This is a genomic window from Flavobacterium sp. B167r (assembly GCF_056824315.1).
The window spans coordinates 3480247-3503101 of record NZ_CP124859.1 but is presented as its reverse complement, the minus strand read 5'-3'; the positions used below and the strand labels follow the sequence as shown (position 1 = coordinate 3503101).

General features: G+C 33.6%; 20 protein-coding genes. 5 read left to right on the top strand and 15 right to left on the bottom strand.

The annotated features are described in order from the left end of the window. Window positions 1–12 precede the first annotated feature (12 nt). Window positions 13–1035, bottom strand: coding sequence for an LLM class flavin-dependent oxidoreductase (locus tag QLQ96_RS15710; protein WP_482491613.1), 1023 nt, complete (start codon window positions 1033–1035; stop codon window positions 13–15). 205 nt (window positions 1036–1240) lie between these two features. On the opposite strand from QLQ96_RS15710, the gene QLQ96_RS15705 reads away from it, so the two are divergent. Further along, on the top strand, window positions 1241–2239 hold the full coding sequence (locus QLQ96_RS15705) for an aldo/keto reductase (protein WP_482491611.1): 999 nt from the start codon (window positions 1241–1243) through the stop codon (window positions 2237–2239). 18 nt (window positions 2240–2257) lie between these two features. Next, the gene (locus QLQ96_RS15700) at window positions 2258–3157 is read left to right on the top strand and encodes a helix-turn-helix domain-containing protein (protein WP_482491610.1); all 900 of its coding nucleotides are present in this window, start codon (window positions 2258–2260) and stop codon (window positions 3155–3157) included. Window positions 3158–3233: 76 nt separating this feature from the next. On the opposite strand, the gene QLQ96_RS15695 is transcribed toward QLQ96_RS15700, so the two are convergent. The 12 genes from QLQ96_RS15695 to QLQ96_RS15640 all read right to left on the bottom strand — a co-directional run bounded on the left by QLQ96_RS15695 (window position 3234) and on the right by QLQ96_RS15640 (window position 15147). Then, window positions 3234–4388 carry an iron-containing alcohol dehydrogenase gene (locus tag QLQ96_RS15695; protein WP_482491609.1) on the bottom strand — a complete coding sequence of 385 codons (1155 nt, stop codon included), beginning with the start codon at window positions 4386–4388 and terminating at the stop codon, window positions 3234–3236. A gap of 470 nt (window positions 4389–4858) precedes the next feature. Continuing rightward, a complete protein-coding gene (locus QLQ96_RS15690; protein ID WP_482491608.1) occupies window positions 4859–5758 on the bottom strand; it encodes a DUF2931 family protein in 900 nt (299 codons plus the stop codon). A 341-nt stretch (window positions 5759–6099) separates the two neighbouring features. Continuing rightward, window positions 6100–6318, bottom strand: a complete 219-nt coding sequence (locus QLQ96_RS15685) for a hypothetical protein (protein ID WP_482491606.1) — start codon at window positions 6316–6318, stop codon at window positions 6100–6102. A 15-nt stretch (window positions 6319–6333) separates the two neighbouring features. Continuing rightward, a complete protein-coding gene (locus QLQ96_RS15680) occupies window positions 6334–7131 on the bottom strand; it encodes a hypothetical protein (protein ID WP_482491605.1) in 798 nt (265 codons plus the stop codon). A gap of 339 nt (window positions 7132–7470) precedes the next feature. Continuing rightward, window positions 7471–8436 (bottom strand): DUF2931 family protein, encoded by a 966-nt coding sequence (locus QLQ96_RS15675; RefSeq protein ID WP_482491603.1) that lies wholly within the window; start codon window positions 8434–8436, stop codon window positions 7471–7473. Window positions 8437–8491: 55 nt separating this feature from the next. Further along, entirely contained in the window at window positions 8492–10039 is a 1548-nt protein-coding gene (locus QLQ96_RS15670) for a T6SS phospholipase effector Tle1-like catalytic domain-containing protein (protein ID WP_482491602.1), read from the bottom strand. A gap of 86 nt (window positions 10040–10125) precedes the next feature. After that, window positions 10126–10302: a hypothetical protein gene (locus QLQ96_RS15665; protein ID WP_482491600.1), complete on the bottom strand. Its 177-nt coding sequence runs from the start codon at window positions 10300–10302 to the stop codon at window positions 10126–10128. A gap of 11 nt (window positions 10303–10313) precedes the next feature. Next, entirely contained in the window at window positions 10314–12167 is a 1854-nt protein-coding gene (locus QLQ96_RS15660; protein WP_482491599.1) for a phage baseplate assembly protein V, read from the bottom strand. Window positions 12168–12176: 9 nt separating this feature from the next. Next, window positions 12177–12569, bottom strand: coding sequence for a type VI secretion system tube protein TssD (gene tssD / locus QLQ96_RS15655; protein WP_482491598.1), 393 nt, complete (start codon window positions 12567–12569; stop codon window positions 12177–12179). Between the two features lie 220 nt (window positions 12570–12789). Next, entirely contained in the window at window positions 12790–13662 is an 873-nt protein-coding gene (locus tag QLQ96_RS15650; protein WP_482491597.1) for a helix-turn-helix domain-containing protein, read from the bottom strand. Between the two features lie 200 nt (window positions 13663–13862). After that, the gene (locus tag QLQ96_RS15645) at window positions 13863–14282 is read right to left on the bottom strand and encodes a hypothetical protein (protein ID WP_482491595.1); all 420 of its coding nucleotides are present in this window, start codon (window positions 14280–14282) and stop codon (window positions 13863–13865) included. Window positions 14283–14301: 19 nt separating this feature from the next. Beyond that, the gene (locus tag QLQ96_RS15640; protein ID WP_482491593.1) at window positions 14302–15147 is read right to left on the bottom strand and encodes an SIR2 family NAD-dependent protein deacylase; all 846 of its coding nucleotides are present in this window, start codon (window positions 15145–15147) and stop codon (window positions 14302–14304) included. 115 nt (window positions 15148–15262) lie between these two features. Here QLQ96_RS15640 and QLQ96_RS15635 point away from each other — a divergent pair, with 115 nt between their 5' ends. Next, entirely contained in the window at window positions 15263–15943 is a 681-nt protein-coding gene (locus QLQ96_RS15635) for a metal-dependent hydrolase (protein ID WP_482491591.1), read from the top strand. 169 nt (window positions 15944–16112) lie between these two features. Here the strand turns inward: QLQ96_RS15635 and QLQ96_RS15630 are convergent, their stop codons facing one another. Next, complete coding sequence (locus tag QLQ96_RS15630) at window positions 16113–16949, bottom strand: alpha/beta fold hydrolase (RefSeq protein WP_482491589.1); 837 nt, start codon at window positions 16947–16949, stop codon at window positions 16113–16115. 273 nt (window positions 16950–17222) lie between these two features. Between QLQ96_RS15630 and QLQ96_RS15625 the strand changes: the two genes are divergently transcribed. After that, window positions 17223–18008, top strand: coding sequence for an alpha/beta fold hydrolase (locus QLQ96_RS15625; protein ID WP_482491587.1), 786 nt, complete (start codon window positions 17223–17225; stop codon window positions 18006–18008). A 119-nt stretch (window positions 18009–18127) separates the two neighbouring features. Here the strand turns inward: QLQ96_RS15625 and QLQ96_RS15620 are convergent, their stop codons facing one another. Then, window positions 18128–20101 carry a sigma 54-interacting transcriptional regulator gene (locus QLQ96_RS15620; protein ID WP_482491586.1) on the bottom strand — a complete coding sequence of 658 codons (1974 nt, stop codon included), beginning with the start codon at window positions 20099–20101 and terminating at the stop codon, window positions 18128–18130. Window positions 20102–20306: 205 nt separating this feature from the next. On the opposite strand from QLQ96_RS15620, the gene QLQ96_RS15615 reads away from it, so the two are divergent. Next, window positions 20307–22742, top strand: coding sequence for a histidine kinase dimerization/phosphoacceptor domain -containing protein (locus QLQ96_RS15615; protein WP_482491585.1), 2436 nt, complete (start codon window positions 20307–20309; stop codon window positions 22740–22742). The last annotated feature ends 113 nt before the right edge of the window (window positions 22743–22855 follow it).

Below are 22855 nucleotides of genomic sequence, written 5' to 3'. Positions count from 1 at the left end.
TTTTATTTAAAACTATCGCCAGCCCAATGCAGGCGCAACGTGTTCTAAAATGGACGATAAAATATGAATATTGTAATCTACGCCGATAGTATTCGGAATAGTCAACAACAAAGTATCTGCTTCTTGAATTGCTTCGTCTTGAGCTAGTTCTTCAATCAGTTTGTCAGGTTCTGCTGTGTAGCTTTTACCAAAGATTGCTCTTTTGTCTTGTTCGATATAACCAAAACTATCATTGCCTTTGGCTTGTCCGCCAAAGTAATATCGGTCTTGCTCATTTACTATAGCAAAAATTGAACGGCTTACCGAAACTCTCGCTTCACGCTGATGTCCAGCTTTCTTCCAAGCTTCTTTGTACAATCTAATCTGTTCCGCTTGCTGAACGTGAAAAGGTTTTCCGTTTTCATCATATTTAAGCGTAGAACTTTGAAGGTGCATTCCGTTTTCTGCAGCCCAAATAGCCGTAGCATTTGATGCTGCTCCCCACCAGATTCTTTCTCTTAATCCTTCTGAATGTGGTTCAATACGCAACAATCCAGGCGGATTCGGAAACATCGGGTACGGATTTGGTTCTGCAAATCCTTCGCCTTTAAGTCTTTCCAAAAACTCCAAAGCTTTTTTACGGCCCATATCTGCATCGGTTTCTCCTTGTTCTGGTTCATAACCAAAATAGCTCCAACCATCTATAACTTGTTCTGGCGATCCTCTACTTATTCCTAACTGCAATCGACCTTCTGATATTAAATCGGCAGATCCAGCATCTTCTACCATGTACAATGGGTTTTCATAACGCATATCGATTACGCCCGTTCCGATCTCAATTTTGCTTGTCTTCGCTCCTATTGCCGAAAGCAACGGAAATGGAGATGCCAATTGCTGCGCAAAATGATGCACGCGAAAATAAGCACCATCGATGCCTATTTCTTCAGCAGCAACTGCTAAATCGATAGACTGCAACAATGTATCTGCTGCCGTACGTGTTTTATATGAAGGATGATTAGCCCAATGCCCAAATGATAAAAATCCTATTTTCTTCATAATGGCTTTATTTTTTATTCTTTCAAATATACGCATCAAAGCTGAGTAATGCTAAAGTTTGTTAGATTTATCAAGATGGCATATTTTAAAAAATCATCACTTCTTTCTTAAAATATCTGTAATTTAAATACGAACTTCCGTAATCAGCAAACCTTGGTTTGTTCTCTTTCTCTTGAAATTTGTATTTAACTAAAATGATAAAAAGATGAAACAGATTAAATTAGGAAATCAAGGATTAATCATTCCGCAAATTGGCTTGGGCTGTATGGGAATGACAGGTTTTGAAGAAGGAAATATGTATGGTCTTGCAGATGAAAAAGAAGCGATTCAGACTATTCATCGTTCGTTTGAATTGGGTGGTAATTTTTTAGATACGGCAGATTTGTACGGTCCTTTAAAAAACGAACAGCTTATTGCTAAAGCCATCGGAAATGATCGCGATAAATATATTTTGGCTACAAAATTTGGTTGGGAAATAGACGATAACGGAAAAGTAACTTGGGCCATCAACGGAAGCAAAAAATACATCAAAAAAGCAGTTGAACGTTCGCTTAAGAATTTAAATACAGATTATATTGATCTTTATTACATGCATCGTTTGGACAAAAACACGCCTATAGAAGAAACTGTTGATGCGATGGGTGAGCTTGTTAAGGAAGGAAAAGTAAAATATATCGGACTTTCGGAAGTATCTTCTGAAACCATTAAAAAAGCGCATAACATTCATCCTATCACTGCAGTTCAAAGCGAATATTCTTTGTTTGAAAGAACCGTAGAAGAAAGAGGTGTTTTAAAAACATTAGAAGAACTCGGAATTGGTTTTGTTGCATATTCTCCTTTAGGCCGCGGATTTTTATCTGGACAAATTCGTTCTATTGATGATCTTCCTGAAAATGATTTCCGTAGAGCTATTCCGCGTTTTCAAGAAAATTATTTCCATAAAAATATTGAATTAGTTAAAGCAGTTGAAAAAATGGCTGAAGAGAAAAATGTCAATTCATCTCAACTGGCTCTATCATGGATTGTCAGTAAAGGAATTGTACCGATTCCAGGAACCAAACGTAGAAAGTATTTGGAACAGAATATTGCTTCTGCAAATATAGAATTGAGTGAGAACGATCTTCAAAAATTGGAAAGTATCGTACCTTTGGGAACAGATACTGGAGCTCCGTACGATGAGTTCAGTATGGGACTTTTGGATTAAACTTAAAAAGACGCTGTTATGAATACTATTGCATCTGTTTCTGCTTTTCACCGTTTGCTTTCACTTCCAGAACCTAAACACCCAATGGTTAGTGTTATCAATTTAGCTGAAAGTGTTTTTCTTGATGATGAAATCTGGAAAGGATTTACCAATAAATTCTATTGTGTTGCTTTAAAAAGAGAGGCAAAAGGAAAAATCAGATACGGTCAAGGGCATTATGATTATGATAAAGGCGTACTGAGTTTTACTGCTCCAAACCAAGTCCAGTATTTAGATTTGCAAAATGTAGAATGCGGAGCGGGTTATTTGCTTATATTTCATGAAGATTTTCTTTTAAAACATCCGTTAGCGCAAAGAATATTCGATTTTGGATTTTTCTCGTATGCCGTTAATGAAGCATTGCATTTATCTGAACAAGAAGAAAATTATTTGATTGAAATTCTGGACCGAATTGATAAAGAATGTCAGCATATAGATCATCATACACAGGATATTATTCTATCGCAAATTGACTTGCTTTTAAACTATTCAAGCCGTTTTTATGAAAGACAGTTTATAACCCGAAAAAACAGCAGTCATGCGCTGCTTACCAAATTTGAAAGATTTATCAATGATTATTACAATGATGACTCGGCAGAAAAAGGTCTTTTGAGCGTTAGTTTAATTGCTGAAGCGTTAAATCTTTCTCCAAACTATCTCAGTGATTTCTTGAAAATTCATACCGGAAGAAATACAAAAGAGCATATTTATGAAAGACTAATTAATAAAGCCAAAGAGCAACTCTCTACCAGCGAATTATCGGTCAGTGAAATTGCTTATCATCTTGGTTTCGAACATCCTCAGTCGTTCAGTACGCTTTTTAAAAAACGAACACAGATGGCTCCTTTAGAATTTCGAGAAAAGATTCGAAATAATTGAAATTTAAAGAGAACAAAAGAGCTGTCATTATCCGACAGCTCTTTCTTAATCAAAATAAATTCTATAAAGAAGTTTTTTATTTTTCACTATAAACAACACCATCGTAACAAGCATTGTAGATTTCTTTTAATTCCTCTACAGTAGGTTTTCTTGGATTGAAACCTGTACAAGGATCTAAAAATGCATTGTTAGCAATAAAGTCAAGGTTTTTATCCCAGTCTTCTCTAGAGATTCCGAATTCTTTAATTGCAGCCTGATTGTTTACTTCTGTTCTTAAAGTTTCGATTGCTTGCGCTAAATCTTCAGCAGTTTCTTTTCCGATTACTTTTGCTAAATCAGGGAAACGGTTGCTTACTTTTGCGTTATAACGAATAACGTTTGGTAAGAAGATTGCATTAGATGCTCCGTGAGGAATTCCGTATAACGCTCCTACTTGGTGAGATAATGAGTGAACAATTCCTAACCATGCATTATTGAAAGCTAATCCAGCCATGAAAGAGGCATCGTGCATATTCTGACGCGCTTGAATATTTGACGGATTCTGAACAGCTTCTTTTAAGTTATCAAAAACAATTTCTAAACCTCCTTTAGAAAGCACATCTGCATAATTATTTTCGATGTTAGAAACATAAGCCTCAACACAATGCGTTAAAGCATCCAAACCTGTATTTGAAGTTACGTGCGCTGGCATAGAAGCACAGATTTCACCATCAACAATGGCAATATCTGGAGTAAGTTCGTAAGAAACGATTGGATATTTTACTCCTTTTTCACGATCAGTAATAACCGCTAAACCTGTAGTTTCTGTACCTGTTCCACTAGTTGACGGAATAGCAATAAATTTTGCTTTTTTACGTAAAACTGGAACGTTAAAAGGTTTGATCATCGCTTCAAAATCTGCATCTGGATATTCGTAAAAAACCCACATCATTTTTGCCGCATCAATTGCAGAACATCCGCCTAAACCAATAATCCAATCTGGTTCGAAGCTTTTCATTAATTCTGCACCTTTAAAGCAAGTTGCAGATGATGGATCTTCTTCTACACCTTCAAAAATTTTAGCTTCAATTCCTGCTTCTTTCAAATAAGCCGCCGCTTTATCCAAAGAACCGCTATTTTTCATAGAGCTTCCGCCTGTAACGATTACAGCTTTAGTTCCTTTAATATTTTTTAATTCCTCAAGACTTCCCGCACCATAGAAAACTTCTCCTGCAATAAATAACTTGCTCATTTTTATACTCTGTTTTTATGTTTAAATAACAGGTACAAAAGTATTTCAGCGATTAAGCGCAGTGTTATACAATCGGGTCTATTTGATATAAATTTGGGCCCATTCTTTTTGAATATTTTTACATATCTTAAATCCTGTTTGCAAAATGTTTCAAACGAACAAAATTAGAACTCACTACATCTGATTCTTCAAATCATTACTTTTGTCCAAAGTAAACAATCGTAAAAGTGCTTTTTCGAGCTTGATTTCTTTCTTGTCGTTTTTTAAGATTACAGTAAAATTTTTGAAATCCATCATCTCTGTAAAATAAATTTCTAAAACATTCGTCTTAGATTAATTACAAGAATTATTTATATCAATTTCTCTTTCATATCTAGATTCATACTCGTCCTTTAATTCAACCTTATGATTTGTAGCAGTATTATTAAGCATTACTTTTACAGCATTATTCTTATCACTTGCTTCCAATTCTAAAATAAGCATACTGAATTATCTTTATTATTACTTTCTTTTCTAAATAAATCTAAAACTTCATCTTTATCAAAAGTAAATTGTGTATTGAATTCTTTTTTTCCATTTCCCCATGTCAACCAAAAGCCTTTGGGAATATTATAAAAAACAGAACTTTGTAATTCATCTCTATCCAAATACCAATTATTTTGATTAAAAAAATCAAGTTGAAAATCATTTACCTTATATCCAATAGGCAATTTAATTTTTAGAATATAAGAATGTCGTTCCATTACTAAAGCAACCTTTTTACTAATATTTATATCTGATATACTATCGGTTTCTGAAAAATGATCAAAAATATGCCATGCTGTTTTTATTTCTTTAGCTTGAAAGGTCGCAACTTTAAATTTTACTTGGTCATTTTCATTAAACTTTTGCATCCAAACTACAAGTTTCCCAGTGGGCTGAACTTCAGCAATAAAATGAAGAACTCTAACTCTGTCTAAATCATAATCGTTTTTAATACTCGACAACATCCCCATTTGTACCGCTTTTGTTTGGATCAATTCAATTGGCAAAACAAAATCACCACCATAAAATTTTTGTTCCTTGTAAGAAAACCATTTTATCGACAAACTATCAGGAAAGAAAATATTCTTCATAAAGTTTTCACAACCATTTATTTCATCCCAACTATTATCTAGTATCTTATCTTTACTAATATGATAATCATTTCCTTTAAAATTGCAGGTTGCAACCTGTACAATGTTTCCTTTACTACTTATAACACCTCCTGTCCAATTAAATCTTTCATTTGATTTATAATAATACCATTGAACAACATTTGCAATTATTGTTATTAATAAAATTATTGCAAGCAATTTATTCGTTTGATTATTTATGACTTCTTTCTTCATAATTTAATTTCTAAAAGCTTTACCCCATTCTTGCATATATAAAAAAAACAGATAAAAATTGACTGTAATAATTACAAAACAACATAATAGAGTTCCTATTACTCTTCTATACAATAAATTCTCGCTCTCACGAAGATAAACAAAGACTAATAGTATATCAGTCGTCATAAGAGCTCCAATACATACAGCCTCCTCAGAATGTGGTTCTCCATTTAAAAAATAGATTTGTACAGATATAGCAATTAATAATAGCAAAAAGATTGTTATAGCTAATTTCATTTTTGTTGTTTAACTTATTACTGTATGATTACTTATTAAATAACAGTAGCATATTGATGTTATTAATAAATTTCCTGTTTAATAAGGCTTAGATTTCGTAAACGATTCCTGCGAAACAATTGCTTCTGCATATCAACTTCGCCAGATGGCGTTTTTAATTTTATAGATATTCCTGTTGTTTCTCTTGGTTTGATGTTGCGGTCAATATCAATTACAAAAGTGATAGCTTCTCCTGTTTTTAACCCTTCAAAAATGACTTTTGCTTTTTTTCGTAAAAACAATAAATATTTTGAAACTCATTTCTTTTTTATAATATAAATATCATTTTCATTTACAAAAAAACATACATCTAAAATGTTTTTGTATCTAGGCGGAATTTCATAATATGAAAAGATAAAATCAGATGAGTCAGAAAAAAACATATCGCTCAAATTGCCCGGAATTTTAAATTTAAATTTTTCACCTTTAGATAGAAGCTCGAAGTATCCAATTCCTTCCCAAGTAGTACAACTGCCATTTACATTAGAAATTCCTAAGGTCATTGATGGAATAAAACACGGACGGTATCCTGTTTTTAAAAAATGTGTCATGTGAATGAATTGAGAACTATTTTCTTCATGTGTATAATCGGTTTTGTTCCTTAGTAAAATACAATTTTTGAGTCTATGATTTGTACTATCAATCTCTACTCTTTTTACAATTTTTCCTAATTTGTCTATAGTTAAAAAATTTTCACTACTAAAATAATTTCCTTCTTTTTCTGAACCAGACACATACTCATCAAGATCAACTATAAAATTTAAATTAAGAGTGTCTAAGAAAATATGACTCCTGTAAATATCGCGATCATCCTGAAGCTCCATAGCGCCCCTAGAATCATATTTAGTAATCAGATAATCAATACTACTATTATCATTAAGATTTCCTTTTACGTCAATCCTTTTCATTTCGTATTTCCCTGATTTAATCACCTTAACTAGTTCTTTGTAACTTGTATCATAATAATATGCATATCCTCTGTTTATAAAAAGACATGTTATCGGTATAAGTATACCAATCAAAATTACTCTTTTATATTTTTTTATATTTTTCATTTTTATTAAAAGGTTTCTCCTAAACAATTGCTTTCATGTTTACTTACCATGATTATTTAGTTTTATATTTTCAAAATCTATTTTTCTGATTGGAATTTCTTTTTCTCCCTGTTTAAAAATTAATTTCCGATTATTTAAATCTGCACTCATACGCAAAATAATTTCTGTTTGTGCACTCCTCCTCCAAATTTTGAATTCCAGTGTATGTATTTTGTGTCTTTCTTAATTATTTTTAAACGTTTCTTCGTTTTGGCTTTTATTTTTTACACTCTACATATTCTAAAAGCATATTTTTCTGATAAAAACTCCATATCTCCTTCTATAATATTATTTCCTCTACTAATTGCGGCTAAGACTTTCATATTCCCATGTATTCTCTAAATCTATTTTCCTGATAGGAGTTTCTTTATCATCTTGTTTAAAAATAAGACTTGGGTTGCTTAAATCTTCATTCGCCCGTAAAATAATCTCTATGGGTTTTGTGGCATCGGCTTGTTTGAATACATTAAAAATTTCTTCTTCGTTTAAATCCAATGCAAAAACAATTCTTTTTCTTTTGATGTTCCTTAACATAAACGTTACATTCTGAGGAACAGCCCTTTCTTTAAATTCATTTTTCTTCAGCGGTTCATCAAAAATATCTTCCTTTTCGCCATTGAACATCTCTAAACTCATATCTTCAAATCCATGATTTGGAATTTCTATACGGGTGCGCCAACTATATTTTTTTCTGTAACTGTCCCAAAGACCATATTCAATGTCTCCTTTTTGTTTTCTTATCTCTTCTAACTCTGGACTTAACTTTGCCATAGTTTTAAAAAAATCTTTTTGAACAGCAGTCTCATTACCCGGTACATAATCACTCATGGCAATATGGGTTTCATGAGCCTGATAACGCCCAATTTCAACTTGGTTTCCTGCTCCATACATCCAAACTACAACGACTCCGCCAGGCGCACAACCAACTAAAATTTGGGTATACGTTTGCCGTTTTGCATTGTCGTAATTTACTACACCCTCCTTAAATAATTTCAGCATTTTTTCCTTGGGCAAATCCCAACTGCCTGTATAAAATTTGTTCTCTGTAAAAGATGCCCATGTAACGTTCAGTTTTACGGGTACAGGCTTTAAATCTTCACCCTGGGTATGGGTGGAGCCATCATTACCCCAACCGTTATGTGCGGCTAGCGAGCAGGGTATATAAACACTGCCGCCATCTTCAAAATATAAACCACCAGTATAAATATTCATAGGGTATAGTTTTGGCGCACTTTCCGTGGGCAGCCATTCAAATTTTTCTTCCATTTTTTGACATGAAATTGTTATTAATAAAATAATGTATAGGAAATATTTTTTCATTTTATGCATGTTTATCTTTTTCTCTAAATCTGCGAATGTTAAATTTATCCTTAAATTCAAAATTGGGCTCAAATCCCGTTTCTCCAAACTTGGCAGACCAATGAAAGTATTTACTTCTTAATTGCCACAACATGTTATGGTCGTTGACCATAAGATTAAATTCTTCAACCGTTATTTTCTTTGCTACAAGCTGTTTTCTGTACTCTTCTATTTGTTTGTTAGTATAATATTTCATTTCAGGTTTTTCCCCTTTAATATAGTCGTCTAATCGTGCTTTTACGGCTGTTAAATCTACCGGATATTTTTTATTACCTTTTCCATTTGGAATTACATAAACACTACTAAGTTTTTCTATATCAATTGTTTCATCAAGAAATTTATTTATATTTTCTCCCATGATGTATAGTGGCACATAACTGTATCTGTTACTTATGCTTTCACGGTTTCCGTAGGTTTCGTGCCACTTATTTGGTCGTACCACTTCCTGTTCTGTATACCAACCCTGCTCAATAAGATTATTCAAATCGTTATTTAGCACTTTGTCCCATTCCTCATCACTGTAGCCATCGCCCCAGGTATTGTCAAAATCAAGCAGCTGAACATTATCAGGCGTATTATGCACATAAGAGCCTCCAACATCACAATGCACACCCGGCAAAACATATTCGTTTCCCTTAGCAAATTTTACACTGGTAAGCATAAAATTAACCCTGTGTTCATCAGCAGCTACCAAATGAAATATTTTCGATGCCCTATTAATCGCATTTAGCTGAAGCTCGGCTACATCATTTTCAAAATCGCCAGACGTTGTTGAATTAGGGCTGTAAGAGGAAACCGTATCAAACAAACCTACAAACGAAACTTTTACTTTCGTTTGTACTACATCTATATCAGCTTTACTAAGCATTAATCCCAGATGACCATATTTTGGCAAGATTTTGAGATCTGTTTTTCTATTGTGATCGTCAACTTTTACATACTTGCCATCATATTTATTGGCTGGCCCTTCCACAAAAATCTCCTTCGGATAATATCTTTGTTTACTTACTTCATACACAAAATTTCGTGCTGCAGCAGCCCCGCGGCTAAAACCAAAGACATCAAGATAAATACAGTTGATTTTCTCTTTCTTTCTAATATTAGCAATTTTTTCTGCCGCTTTTTCGCACCCTTTTAGCACTTTGGCAATTATACCTGTTGAACCTGTTCCAAAAGCTGCTCCAGAACCTTTTGTGAAATAAACACTATCCATTTGATAATCTTCTGTTCCAATACCTTCTATGTAAACTTTTGAAACGAATTGCTCTAAATTTTCTGTGTAAGCGGTTTCCAATCTGGCAACATTAGACAAATCATTTTCATAACTACTCTCATCTCCTCCATAACTTTTATAGGCTTTGGCTGCTTTGGCTTTATCTTCTGCTATTCCTAATCTGGCGTTGGTATTAGTTCTATTATTCATAGTGCCGTCAAAAAAAACACCAATCCGTATATCAATTGTTCCTTTGGGCGGAGGTGTAAGCGTGTAATCGCCAAATACTATACTCATAATAAATTAAGTTTTATCGTTCGTGTTGTTTTTTTTCTTTTATAAGTTATTGTATGTAAAAAGCAATAAAAAGAATACTTTTTTAATCATTGTTTTTCTTCGCCGTGAGCGATTATTTTTTTTCCACATATAAGATTTAAATCTCCTCTTGTAGCTTCAAAATTTAATTTATTGGCTCTTTTTTCGAGTTTGCCTTTAACAATTAATTGATAGTTTTCCTTAACTTTTATTTTGATATTTTTTGCTTGTTTTGAAATTGCCATAATTTTAAAAATTAAAAAAGATTCGATTTTTCGGTACTATTTATTCGCACTTGCTTTCCGCTTTGTATGGTCATGTCTTCTTCATTACTATAAAGACTTGCTTCCGAAGCTATTTCATTTGAAATGTCTGAAGTACGACTAAAATCCTTATCAACTAATTCAGTTCTATTATCTGAATGTTCCATAATATTCCCTTCTGCTTTTATAAAAATATCATTTCCCGCTTCCTGTGTCATATTGTTTCCTGCTCCGACTTCAATATCTTCTTTAGCTTCAATTTTCACATTTTTACCTGCTGTAATAAGGACATCCTCCCCAGCTTCAAACTCAATATTCTTCGGTGCTTTTATCTTGATATTTCCATCGCCGTAAAGCACTGCCAGAGTCTGCCCTTTCTCGCTTTCAATTGTAATGTCTCCTGTTTCATCATTAAAAATAGCTTTGTTGCCACTTCTCGTTCTCATCACTTTCAAATCATTATTCGGCGTGCTGAAACTGCTTTTTTCTTTATTGCTCGTCATAGTTCCCACAACGATCGGCAGCTCGGCGTTGCCTCCTTGAAAATCCACAAAAACGGTGTCGCCCACTTCTGGGATAATATGGGAGCCTCTCGCGTTTCCCCCGTATTTCTGCACCAGCGGAATGTAAGGCGTCGTCTGTCCCGATGCTTCCTGCCACGGCATCTGCACCTGCACCCCGCTTAGTCCGTCAGGGTCTGCATTGGCGGTTACCGTTGCCGTCTGGCTTTTGCATTTCGGCACCAGATCGGGATTGGTTTTGGGCGAAAATACAGAGCCGTTAAAATTTACCGCTGTAAAATGGTTTTCGTAGCTGCCTCCGTCATCGCAGAAATGGGTGATCTGCGTTACGCGGTACGAACTTTCGAGCTGCATGTCAACTCCTTTGATTCTTACCAGATTTCCAAGGGTGACTCCGGGAACTTCGCTTGACGCCTTTATCTGCATCATCTTGCCCATGGAAGCCCTCATTTTATTTTTGGAATACTCTTCCAAAGCGCCTTTTCCAGAACCTCCGGCAGGATTCTGATTCAGCTGCATTAGCGTTTCCTTATTGAAAACGCCATTCGATTTATTCAAGAAATTCTGATGAAAGCCGTCAATTTCTTTTCGGTATTTTAAGGATTCATCAGATGCATGATCGCCTTTGCGGTTGTCGTTTTCCAAAATTTTAAAAAGGGATGGCACCAGTTTCATATCGTATTCAAAATTCTGCATGTTGACTCCATAGACCAGTTCGGGCTCCCCGCCTGCACTGCCCGGAACGCCAAAAACAATCCTGCGTCCGTTATCGTAAAACCATTGTCCGTAGCGTCTGGCCAGCCTGTTTAAGAATTTAAAGCTGCTTTGGTTGTATTGCACTGTATAAGGGAGATTATTGGTATAGAACGATTTTATATCCATCTCTATATTATGCCCCGATTTTACATTGCCTGCGATATCATCCAGTGTGGTTGCTGCAAAAGAATTTGACTCTGGCCCATTGTCAAGAACAATTGAAGAACTGTGTCCAAAAATCAAAATTGTTTCCTCCATATCTTTGATGCGGGATTTCTGGAGCTTGACTTTGGTCACTACGCCGTAAAACTGCATAATGTAATCGTTGGGGTTTTTCATAACCATCAGATCGTCAAGTCCGGGAATCGGCTTAACTTCAATGCTTATTCTCTCGCCATACAATTGCTGTGAGACCGGCATGACGCTTTTCAATTCGTCAACAAGCAGGTCTTGTCTCACTTCAAATGAAAAGCTGTGGTGGCCGTGAATTTTCTGGGTTATTTTTAAATTGCTGAAATTGGTGATCGCAATTTCTCCAATTTTGATCGTGGTAGTCGTTTGAAGTGCCATAACAGATATTTAAGCGTTTTTCCAATTGTTTTCGAACATCGTGTTTCCAACTTTAACTTCGTTTGAAGCGATTACAATTTCTGTAACCATAGGAACGGATCCCTCGCTGCGGAAACTTTTGCGGAACGAAATGCAATACGCTTTTCTAAATGCTATGTTTTTCATGGTGCTCATGGCATCCCTGCGGTAAAAAATGATCTTGCCGTCTTTTACGCTGGTTTGAGAGACCATCCAATCTGAGAATAGATCGGTTTGGGTGCTTTCGATTATTAGTTTAATCTCGCCTCCTTTGGTTTTGTTGGCAGGCTTGCCGTTATTGTCTACATTCTGCACAAAATGGATATCAAATTCCAGAACATTGAAAACTTCATTGTCTAATTCTAATTTGGCTAAAAAACTCATATTATTGGATTATAGTTACGTGATCTGCATAATATTTATAACCTTAAATCAATGAATGAGCGGTATTTTAAAAAGTAAATAAAATATTACAATATTGAATTCAAATATATTAAAAGCAATTTAAAATATAAGAAAAATATTATTTTTTTTACTAAGTGTTTTTTTTATAAAAGAAAAAAACCTCCCATTTCTGAGAGGTTTTGTCTTTGCTATATTATTCTTATTTGATATAAATTTGAGCCAGTTCTTTTTGGAGTTCTGTTGGTGTTTCGTCCAGTTTGCTTTTTACAAATTTGTTTAAAGCAGAAGGCGAGCTAAATCCGAGTTCTAGTGAAATTTGCTTATGAGAAAAATCAGAAAACATCAAAAGTCTTTTAATTTCCTTAAGAATTCGGTTGTGAATTGCGTTGATTGCCGTTTCTCCACAATGTTTCTTGGTAATGCTATTTAGTTTTTTAGTAGTAACGGACAAATTGGAAGCATAATATTGAACTGTTCTTTCATTCTTATACCTTTCGTTAAGCATCTTTTTAAAACGAATATAAAGCACTTTATCACTTTCGTGCTGAAAAACTGGATGCTGACCGTGAACCGATTCTATTAATCCTAAAAGCAGAATCTTAATATAGAATCTTCCCTGCTCTTTTCGAATAAGACTCGGATCTGAATAAATATTTTCAATAAATGAAACCATCGATTTTGCATGTTCCAATTCTGATGGAGATAAGAATATACATTTAAGATGCGAAGAAAGATTTACGTTATAGGAAAGCAGTTCGTTCTTCAAAATATCGGAACAGAACAATACTTCTTCAAACAAAATGATTTTTCCAGATAATTCAAAAGATAATAAGGAAAGAGACGAAATCTGATCAGGAAAAACCATGGAGATTTTGCCCGCTTTAAGATGAATGATTTCTTCTTCTAAATGAAGTTCAATTTCGCCAGATTCGACCATTAGAATACAAAAATGGTCTTTTTTATGCGGTTCCGAATAGTTTTTTAAATTCTCTTTGTTGAGATCGTAAACTCGAAAAGAAAGACTTTCATCTTCTTTTTTCGTAATATTTTTTTTTATTTCAAGCCTTTTCAATCGAATGAAGTTTTATTTTTTGCATGAATCTTAATAAACAATTCTGATAGAATTTTGCAGTTTGTTTTTCGAAAAGAGATCAGAAAACATTACTAAGATATGAAGATGCAGTTGCGAATAATCTAAAATGCAAATTTACGCAAATTTCCCGAAAGAAAAGACTTTACCACTAAAGGAGATCATACAATCGAAAAGGAAAACTATTCAAAGTTTACTGTTCCGTAATTTATTTTTTTAGTTTCATCTCTGAAACCATTATAATAATCTGCAACCCATTCTTCATTTCGAAAGATAAACGATAAAAACTCTTGCTCATATTTATGTGGAGCTAAAATTAGAAGATTATCTCCTTCTTGAGGCTGATAATCAAAATCAAAACAATTTCTACTATTAAGATCTAGTAGCATTTTTTCATTTGTCAAATCTTTAGATAAAGAATCTAGTGGGAAAATTATCATTCCATCCATCATACAGCTACTATCACCTACATACTTTCGTAATTTCCAAGAAAAGTCATTACGGAACTTTTTAAATTTTCTAGATTTTTTATGATGAACAATGGCATCTATACCATTAGGCACACAAGTACAAAGCTTAATTTCTTTTCCTATTTCACACATAAATTTTTAGATATAATTTTTAAATAAGAGTTTTTTTCTCAGCAACAACATTCTGCAAAACCTCATGTATTAATTTTAAAGCTTCTGTTGAGGTTTCACGAATTATAATCTTGTTTTTCTTGTCTTTAATCAATTTTGTAAACAAGTTATCTTCTGTATTAATATCTACGATTGTTCCTCCGTATTTTAAAGTTGTTTCTGCAATTGCCATTGGCAAATTTGTAGCGCCAGAAGTACCAACAATAAAAAGAATTCCTGAGTTTTTCGCCACTTTCAGCGAACTAAATTTCTTGTTCGTTTTTTCATCATAATACTCATCAAACCATAAAATATTCGGTCTCATCCAGCTTCCGCATTCTTTACATTTCAACAGCTCAATATCTTTCTCTGTCAGATCTTCGTCATTGTCTTTACGTTCAATTTCTATTGGCAAATGATGTATTTCTTTGCATCCATTCGAACATTTAATTTCTCTGTTGTTTCCATGAATTTCAAAGATTCTTTCTACACCAGAACGTCTATGAAGATTGTCTATATTTTGAGTAATTAAATGAAATCTGTCTTGCAACAGATTTTCAATCGCCGCGATTTCGTGATGACTTGCATTGGTCTGGGCATTTTCAAACATCTTTTTTCTAAACAATGAATATTGCCAAACCTCTTCTGGGTTTTCTTTAAAATATTCAAACGTTCCAAATTCTTCTGGTTTATGAAACTTTGTTCCCTTTACCCAAATGCCATCTACGCCTCTATAAGTGGGTATGCCGCTTTCTGAAGAAATTCCTGCACCAGTCAAAAACGTGAAAAGATTTCTATTCTTTTTGTTATAAACCTGCTTTATGATTTCTGTAAGTTGTTCTTTCATAATTTCTCAATACAGAACAAATATAATTTTAATTTACCAATCTTAATCTAATTCTTCGTTGGTATATTTCTTGAAAAATATTTTCTAATTATTAACTGATTTAAAACCATTTATCATGAAAGTTACTTACTACGGACACTCGTGTTTTTCTGTTTATGCTGGCGGAAAATACCTTCTTTTTGATCCTTTTATTACACCAAACGAATTAGCCAAAGAGGTTGATGTTGATGCCATAAAAGCAGATTACATTTTTATTTCTCATGCGCACTATGACCATATTATCGATGTAGAACGAATTGCAAAAAACACTGGAGCAAAAGTTTTAGGGAATTTTGAAATCTATAATTGGCTTTTGAAAAACGGAATCGAAAATGCGCATCCTATCAATCCAGGCGGTAAATTCAGTTTTGATTTTGGAACTGTAAAATGTGTTGTAGCCCAGCATCCGAGCAGTTTTATAGATGGTTCTTACGGGGGAATTGCTTGCGGTTTTGTACTAACAACAGCAGATGGAAACTTCTATTACAGCGGCGATACTGCACTGACTTCAGACATGCAGCTGATTCTTAAATTTACTAAACTTGACTTTGCGATTTTCCCTATTGGCGACGGACTTACTATGGGAATAGAAGAAGCTATTGAAGCCTCAAAATTAGTTGGCGTAAGCAAAATATTAGGTGTTCATTACGATACTTTTGGCTTTATTGTTATGGATCATCAAAAAGCTTTAGATGACTTTAAAAAAGCTTCTCTCGAATTATTTCTTCCCAAAATAAATGCTACAATTGAAATCTAAATTGGTTATTTTTCTTTGCTATATTTCGCTAAAATGAAGGTTTTAGCGAAATATCATTTTCTAAAATAAAACCAGAAAAACATCTTTAAAAATTTTTCATAAAAAAAGGAATAGCTGCTGAAACTATTCCTTTTTGCATTTCGTCAAATTCTTATTGATGAATTTCAAATTAAATATATGCAGTAAAATTAATGATGTATTGCGCTGTAAGTTCTGGATATTGATGCTGAGGCGCATGTCCTGTTGCGGAATAAACGATCATTTGGGCGTTTGTCATTTGATTGATAATCGGATACCAATTGTCTACGGCAAAACTAATATCATGATCTCCAGAAATAATCAAAATCGGGGTTTTAGTCTTTTTAAACTGTTCTCTGAAGTTCAAAGCGTCTTCTCTAAAAGTATCTCCACCGCCAAAATACAGTTGAAAAACATCCATTGTAGAAGGAATTTTAGCTACATCTATTTTTTTATGAATTCGATCGTGCGAAGCTTTTGCTGCCAATCGGCTAGACTCTGATTTTGGTTCAAAAAACAGTACAATTTCATCGTCAAAATCGTTTAAAGGTTTTAGCGCAGCATCATAAAAAGCTTGTTCAATTGGAACTTTATTTTCTCCTGGCGGATTTGTTCCCACCAAAACCGCATGCGTTACAAGATTAGGATAAAGCAATGTTGCCGTTTGCGCCACCAATCCGCCATACGACCATCCTAAAACAATAACCGATTCTAATTTTAAGGCATCGGCCAAATCTTTTACATCCTTGGCTACGACGGTAATGTCTGAAGCAAGACTTCCTGTAGAAAAGCCAATTCCAGAATAATCAAATACGATAACGTTGAATTTTTCTGCCATCGATGCAACAAACAAAGGATCCCAAGTATCAAGCGTTCCTCTAAAACGGTTCACAAAAATTACTGCTTTTCCTTTGCCGTAGGAACGATAAGCAATTTTACGATCGCCTAAATCGGCAAAACGTGTCTCTGCGTCATAAATTTTTTCCATAATTATAAGTTAAGATTGAAATCAATATTCGTTTTTATGAGGCAGACAAAGATTAAACCAAAACGCAGAACACTAGTAATAAAGCATTTACAGCTTACACCTATTTTTAAAATTATGATATTTCAAGAATGGAATCTTCTTTTTAACGATATATAATAATTCCTGCTTCAGTATTCGACAACAATGCTTTTATAATCAATACTTTACAAAAAAGGCATTCCTTTTGTTTTTATAATTTAAATTTCTACAATCTAATCTAACAGCTTCAATATAATGTATTTATCTAATAAAAAAACGATTATGTTTATTACTGGAGCGTTCGTCAGCCATACGTGCTGGAAAGAATGGATTGTTTTTTTTGAAAATGAAGGCTACAAAACCGTAGCTCCGCCTTGGCTTTACAAGAACGAACCTGCTGTTAATTTAAGACAAACGTATTCAGAGTCAAAAATTCCTCTGATACGTCTAAATAATTTATTGAATTATTATATTGAAATCATTGATAAACTTCCCGAAAAACCAATTTTAATAGGCCATTCTTACGGCGGACTTTTAACTCAACTATTAATTCAGAAAGGATTGGGTTCACACGGAATTTGCATCAATTCTGTTCCGCCTGGCAATCTTATGCATTTTAATTTTTCGTTTTATAAAGCAATTTGGAATCTTTCCGATCATTTCATTTCTTCAAATAAGGCTTTTTTAATGCCATTTAAGACATGGCAACACTATTTTACGAACCAAATACCATTTGAAGAACAAAAAGAAGCTTACGAAGCCCTATTGATCCCCGAATCTAAATTAATCATACGCGATATTTATTCAAAATCAGCCAAAATAGATTTCAAGAAAAAACACAATCCGCTTTTGTTTGTATCAGGTTCAGAAGATGTTTTTGTTCCTGCTTCTTTAAATAATTTAAACTTCAAGAAATATAAAAATATTCATTCCATCACTTGTTACAAAGAACATCCGGATTTCAATCATTTGAGTATAAATCAAGAAAATTGGCAGACTATTGCTGCCTTCATCGCCAATTGGCTAAAGAAAATTTCTTAACTTCTAGCTTTTTAAACACATAGAAACATAGTTGCAATAAGCTTAAAAAAGGCGTTCCACTCATTCAAAACCACATAGTAAATTATAAGAAAGAAATATTCTCTCTTTGCTGCCTTTTCTTAAATAATTCCTTTCTTAATTTCCAGTTTTTTAATCTTAGAATTTAAAGTCGACGGATGAATGTCTAAAATTTCGGCAGCTCCTCCCGCTCCAGAAATTTTTCCGTTGCATTTTTTAAGAATATAAAGAATATAATCTCGCTCATTTTCTAATATGGTTTTTATTGAAAATGATTCTTGTGCTGGCTCAGGATGCATTTTGGAAGACATTGAAAGCTCGATTTCTTTAATTGTATTTCCTTCTGTCAGTAGAATAGTGCGCTGCATCACATGCTCAAGTTCTCTAATATTTCCTGGCCAATTGTAATTCATAATCTGCTGTAAAGCAAAATCAGAAAGAATTGGTGCTTTTCTGCCCATTTTCTCGCTATAAACGGCTATAAAATGATTCGCTAAATCTGGAATGTCTTCTTTTCTCTTTTTTAACGGTGGAACCATAATCGGAAAAACATGCAGACGATAGTACAAATCCATTCTAAATCGTCCCGCAGCCACTTCTTCTTCTAGATTTTTATTGGTTGCAGCAATAATTCTGACATCAATTTTCATTGGCGAAGTGCCGCCTACACGCTCAATTTCCCTTTCTTGCAAAACGCGAAGCAGTTTTACCTGCAACTCTAGAGACATCTCTCCTATTTCGTCCAAGAAAATTGTTCCGCCATCAGCCAGTTCAAATTTACCGATTCGTCTGTCCAACGCGCCTGTAAAAGCGCCTTTTTCATGTCCGAAAAGCAATGATTCAGCAAGATTTTCTGGAATCGCTCCGCAATTAATGATAACTAAAGGTTTGTCTTTTCGCGGCGATAAAGCATGAATGCTTTGTGCAATTTTTTCTTTTCCTGTACCGCTTTCGCCTAAAACCAAAACCGAAGTATCGGAAGGCGAAACTTTTCGGATATAATTAAAAACTGTATTCATTTGCGAACTATTGCCAATAATTCCTTCGAATCCTTCTTTCGTATTTACGGGTTTTACGTTTTTGATTTCAGCTTTTTTAGAAGGAATATTTAAATCTTCTTTCGAATAAATTTTAGCTATAAATTGACAAAAAAGCGGTTCGAGTGAACTCAATATTCGCAAATGTTCTTGAGAATAAACACTTAGATTACGGCTATAAAAAGTAAAATGATAGCTCTGGATCGACGCAATCGAAAGTGGAAAAACCAAATAGGATTTTATTCCAAAATTATGTGCAATTAAAGCTTTAATTGGCGCTTCTTGAAGGTTGTTAATCAGCGTTTCTTCGCTATAAACAATTGGTTCTTTATCTACTTTTGACTTTCTATAAGTTTCGTTTATTTCCTTTTCGGATAATACCGCTATTTGCGAAAGTTTCTGTAAATTAATGATTTGATATTGATCTAAATTTCTGCGTACAATTCCGAGATTATCATAATGCGTTGAAGTAACAAAACCGGCTTCTAAATAATCAAAAGGAATAAAAGTCTGAGCCGCTTTCGCGAAAGCCAATAATGCCTCTTCTTTCTTTAGATTTGAATTTATAATCTCAGTAATTGCTGCCTGAAGCTGAAATTGCTGAATTAATTGACTTTCCAAACTATACTGCTGACGATAAAATGCTATTTCAAGAGTAGTCAAAACATCTTGATCTCTAAAAGGTTTTACAATAAATCCATACGGCTGAGTAGTTTTTGCCTGATCTAATATACTTTTACTAGAATTAGCAGAAATAAATATAAAACCAATATATTTTTCTTTTAGAATATAGGCTAATTCAATACCATTTCTACTGCCTTTGAGCATAATATCCAAGAAGACCAAATCTGGTTTTTCGATCTCAATTTGTTCCAAAGCCTGCTCTACCGACCGTGCTATTCCTGTTATTTCATAATTTGCTTTTTCGAGAATTAACTGTAAATCGTGTGCTTCAATAAATTGATCTTCTACAATTAAAATTCGTTTTTTCAAATCTGAAGAAACAGCTTCATATCCGTTATCGGGAGACTTTTTCATAAGTGAGTAAATTTTGCCTTATATTGCACTTAATTTATTGATACAAAAATAGTTAATTATAGCAATTAAAATTAATCGTTTCCAAATTTAGATAAATAAAAATCACAATTAATCGTATTTTTCATATTATTTCCTAAAACATACAAAATTGTTTCTCAATATATTTGTTAATCCAAAACCTATTAAAATTCAATTCTAATAAACCATGAAGCTACTTTACTCATTTTGTCTGCTATTTTTTATTACAATTAATTCTCAGGCACAAAACCATCCTGCAACCGAAAATTATGATTTAAAAAAGAAACGTTTATTAATTCAAACGTGCTCAGCTTATTTATACAACTCAAATCAAGGGGCTATAGATGCCGACAGCTCGGTGGTTTTAACGTGCAAAGCCTATAAACTTCCTGTTTCTTTAGCTTATGACGAAGGTTTTAATGACGGCTCCTATCTAATTGGAAATGATTTAATTAACAAAGGAAATATTGACGCCGCAAAAAAGCTCTATTTAAAGTCAAAAGATGCAGATAAAATAAAACTGGCGCTACAATTGGGGATCTTTTATTTGTTTCAACCTTTCACAAAACCAGACGATTTAAAGAATGCTAATCTTTATATCACTGATGCAGTAAAAATTAGCAATCAATTAAAAATTCAAAAATGGCAACACGAGAGTTTAATGCTTCTCGGAAAGTTTTATTTTCAAATAAATAATTATCCTGAAAGCAAAAAATGCTTTTTGCAAGTGGTAAACGAATGCCGAAAACAAAATGACAAAGCGGCTCTTGCCAATGCATTGCTCAATCAGGCAACCTATCAGTACGATCTAGATCCTGAAAAAGAAAAAATCTTAAAAGAAGCCGAAGCGCTATATAAATCTTTAGGTTTTGAAGAAAAAGTAATTGAAACAAAATCAAAACTGTGCACAATTTATTTCTGGCACGGAAAAATAAACGATGCTAAGAAAATACTTTATCAAAATATTGCTACGATGCGCAAAATTGGTTTTAGACAACAGCAATTTAGCGAAACGACGATTTCTTATATTCATGGGGTGCAATACAATATTAAAGATGCTTTTTATTATGCTTTAAAAAGCGTGCAAACCATGGAGACAACGAAAGACTTTACTTTTGCTGATATTTTTTATATGCGATTAGGATTGGCTTATCTACAAATGGGACATACGGATGAAGCTATAAAAATGGCGGAAAAAAGTATTCAGTATGGACAAAATATTTATAGCAGCGGCAGCTGGTACAAGAGTTTAATTACTGCTGCGGCATCTTTGTCTTTAAAAGGAAAAAATAAAGAGGCAATTGAATACATGAACTCTATAACAAGCCATTATGCTCCACCAAATGCCATTGACAATATGCTGATGAATTTTGCTTACGCTAATTGCTACTGGCGAATTAAAAATTTTGGCACCGCAGAAAAGTATTTTATTAAAGCCGCAGAAGCTGCAGACGGCATAGATTCTCCGCAAACCTATCGAGATGTATGCAATACATATTCGTCTGCGGCTTTGTTTTATGCCAATCGAAACAACCTTCAGAAAACAAAATTCTATCTGGATAAAATCGATGCCATTTCAAAAAAATACAGTAAGACCTATAATTCAGAAGCCCTTCAGATGTCTTTATACAAATTAGATTCGTTAAATGGTGATTTTAAATCGGCTTTAATTCATCATAAATTGTACAAAAAAATGAGCGATTCTCTGTTAGATTATTCTAAAAACAAACAGATTGAAGAACTTAGAATTCAGTATGAAACAGAAAATAAAGAGCAGAAAATCAAATTATTAGACAAAGAAACGGTTTTACAGCAAACAGCCTTAAAAAAATCAAAATTATTAAACACGCTTTCCATCTGGAGTTTGGTCTTATTGGTTCTTTTTCTTGCTTTATTGTATAATCGATACCGTTTGAAACAGAAAAATAATGCTGAATTAGAACTGAAAGAAAAAGAAATCAACCAAAAAAATATCAATCTTAGACATTTACTGGATGAAAAAGAATGGCTTTTGAAAGAAATTCATCATCGTGTAAAAAACAATCTACAAACCGTGATTAGTCTTCTTAATTCGCAATCGGCTTATTTGGAGAACGATATGGCTTTATCGGCTATTAAAAACAGTCAGCACCGTATTCATTCTATGTCCTTAATTCATCAGAAATTATATAATTCTGAAAACATTGCAACGATCAATATGCCGAATTACATCAAAGAATTGGTTGAATATTTAAGAGAATCTTTTTCGCTTGGACAGCGCGTTCGTTTTGAACTTAAAATTGATCCGCTAGAATTGGACGTTGTTCAGGCCGTTCCGATTGGACTTATTTTAAACGAATCAATCACAAATTCTATAAAATATGCTTTTCCAGATAACAGAACAGGAATGATTTATGTCACGCTCCAAGCCACAACCGAAGACAAATACTTATTGACAATTGCCGATAACGGAGTCGGTTTTGATGCGAATATCAGCAGTAAAAAAATCAATTCGTTCGGATTAAGTTTGATAAGAGGCCTTAGCGACGACTTAGACGCAGCTTTTTCTATGGAAAATAACAACGGAACAATTCTTAAAATTGAGTTTTCTAAAGAATTTCCAATCAATGAAAAAAGACGATAATTTGAAGAACATAAACTAATTTCTTTTATAGCGAAATCTCACTAATCTAAAAAGGTTTAGCGAAATATAGTGCTTTTAAATCCACCAAAAAGCGCTAAAAGCCTACTATTTAA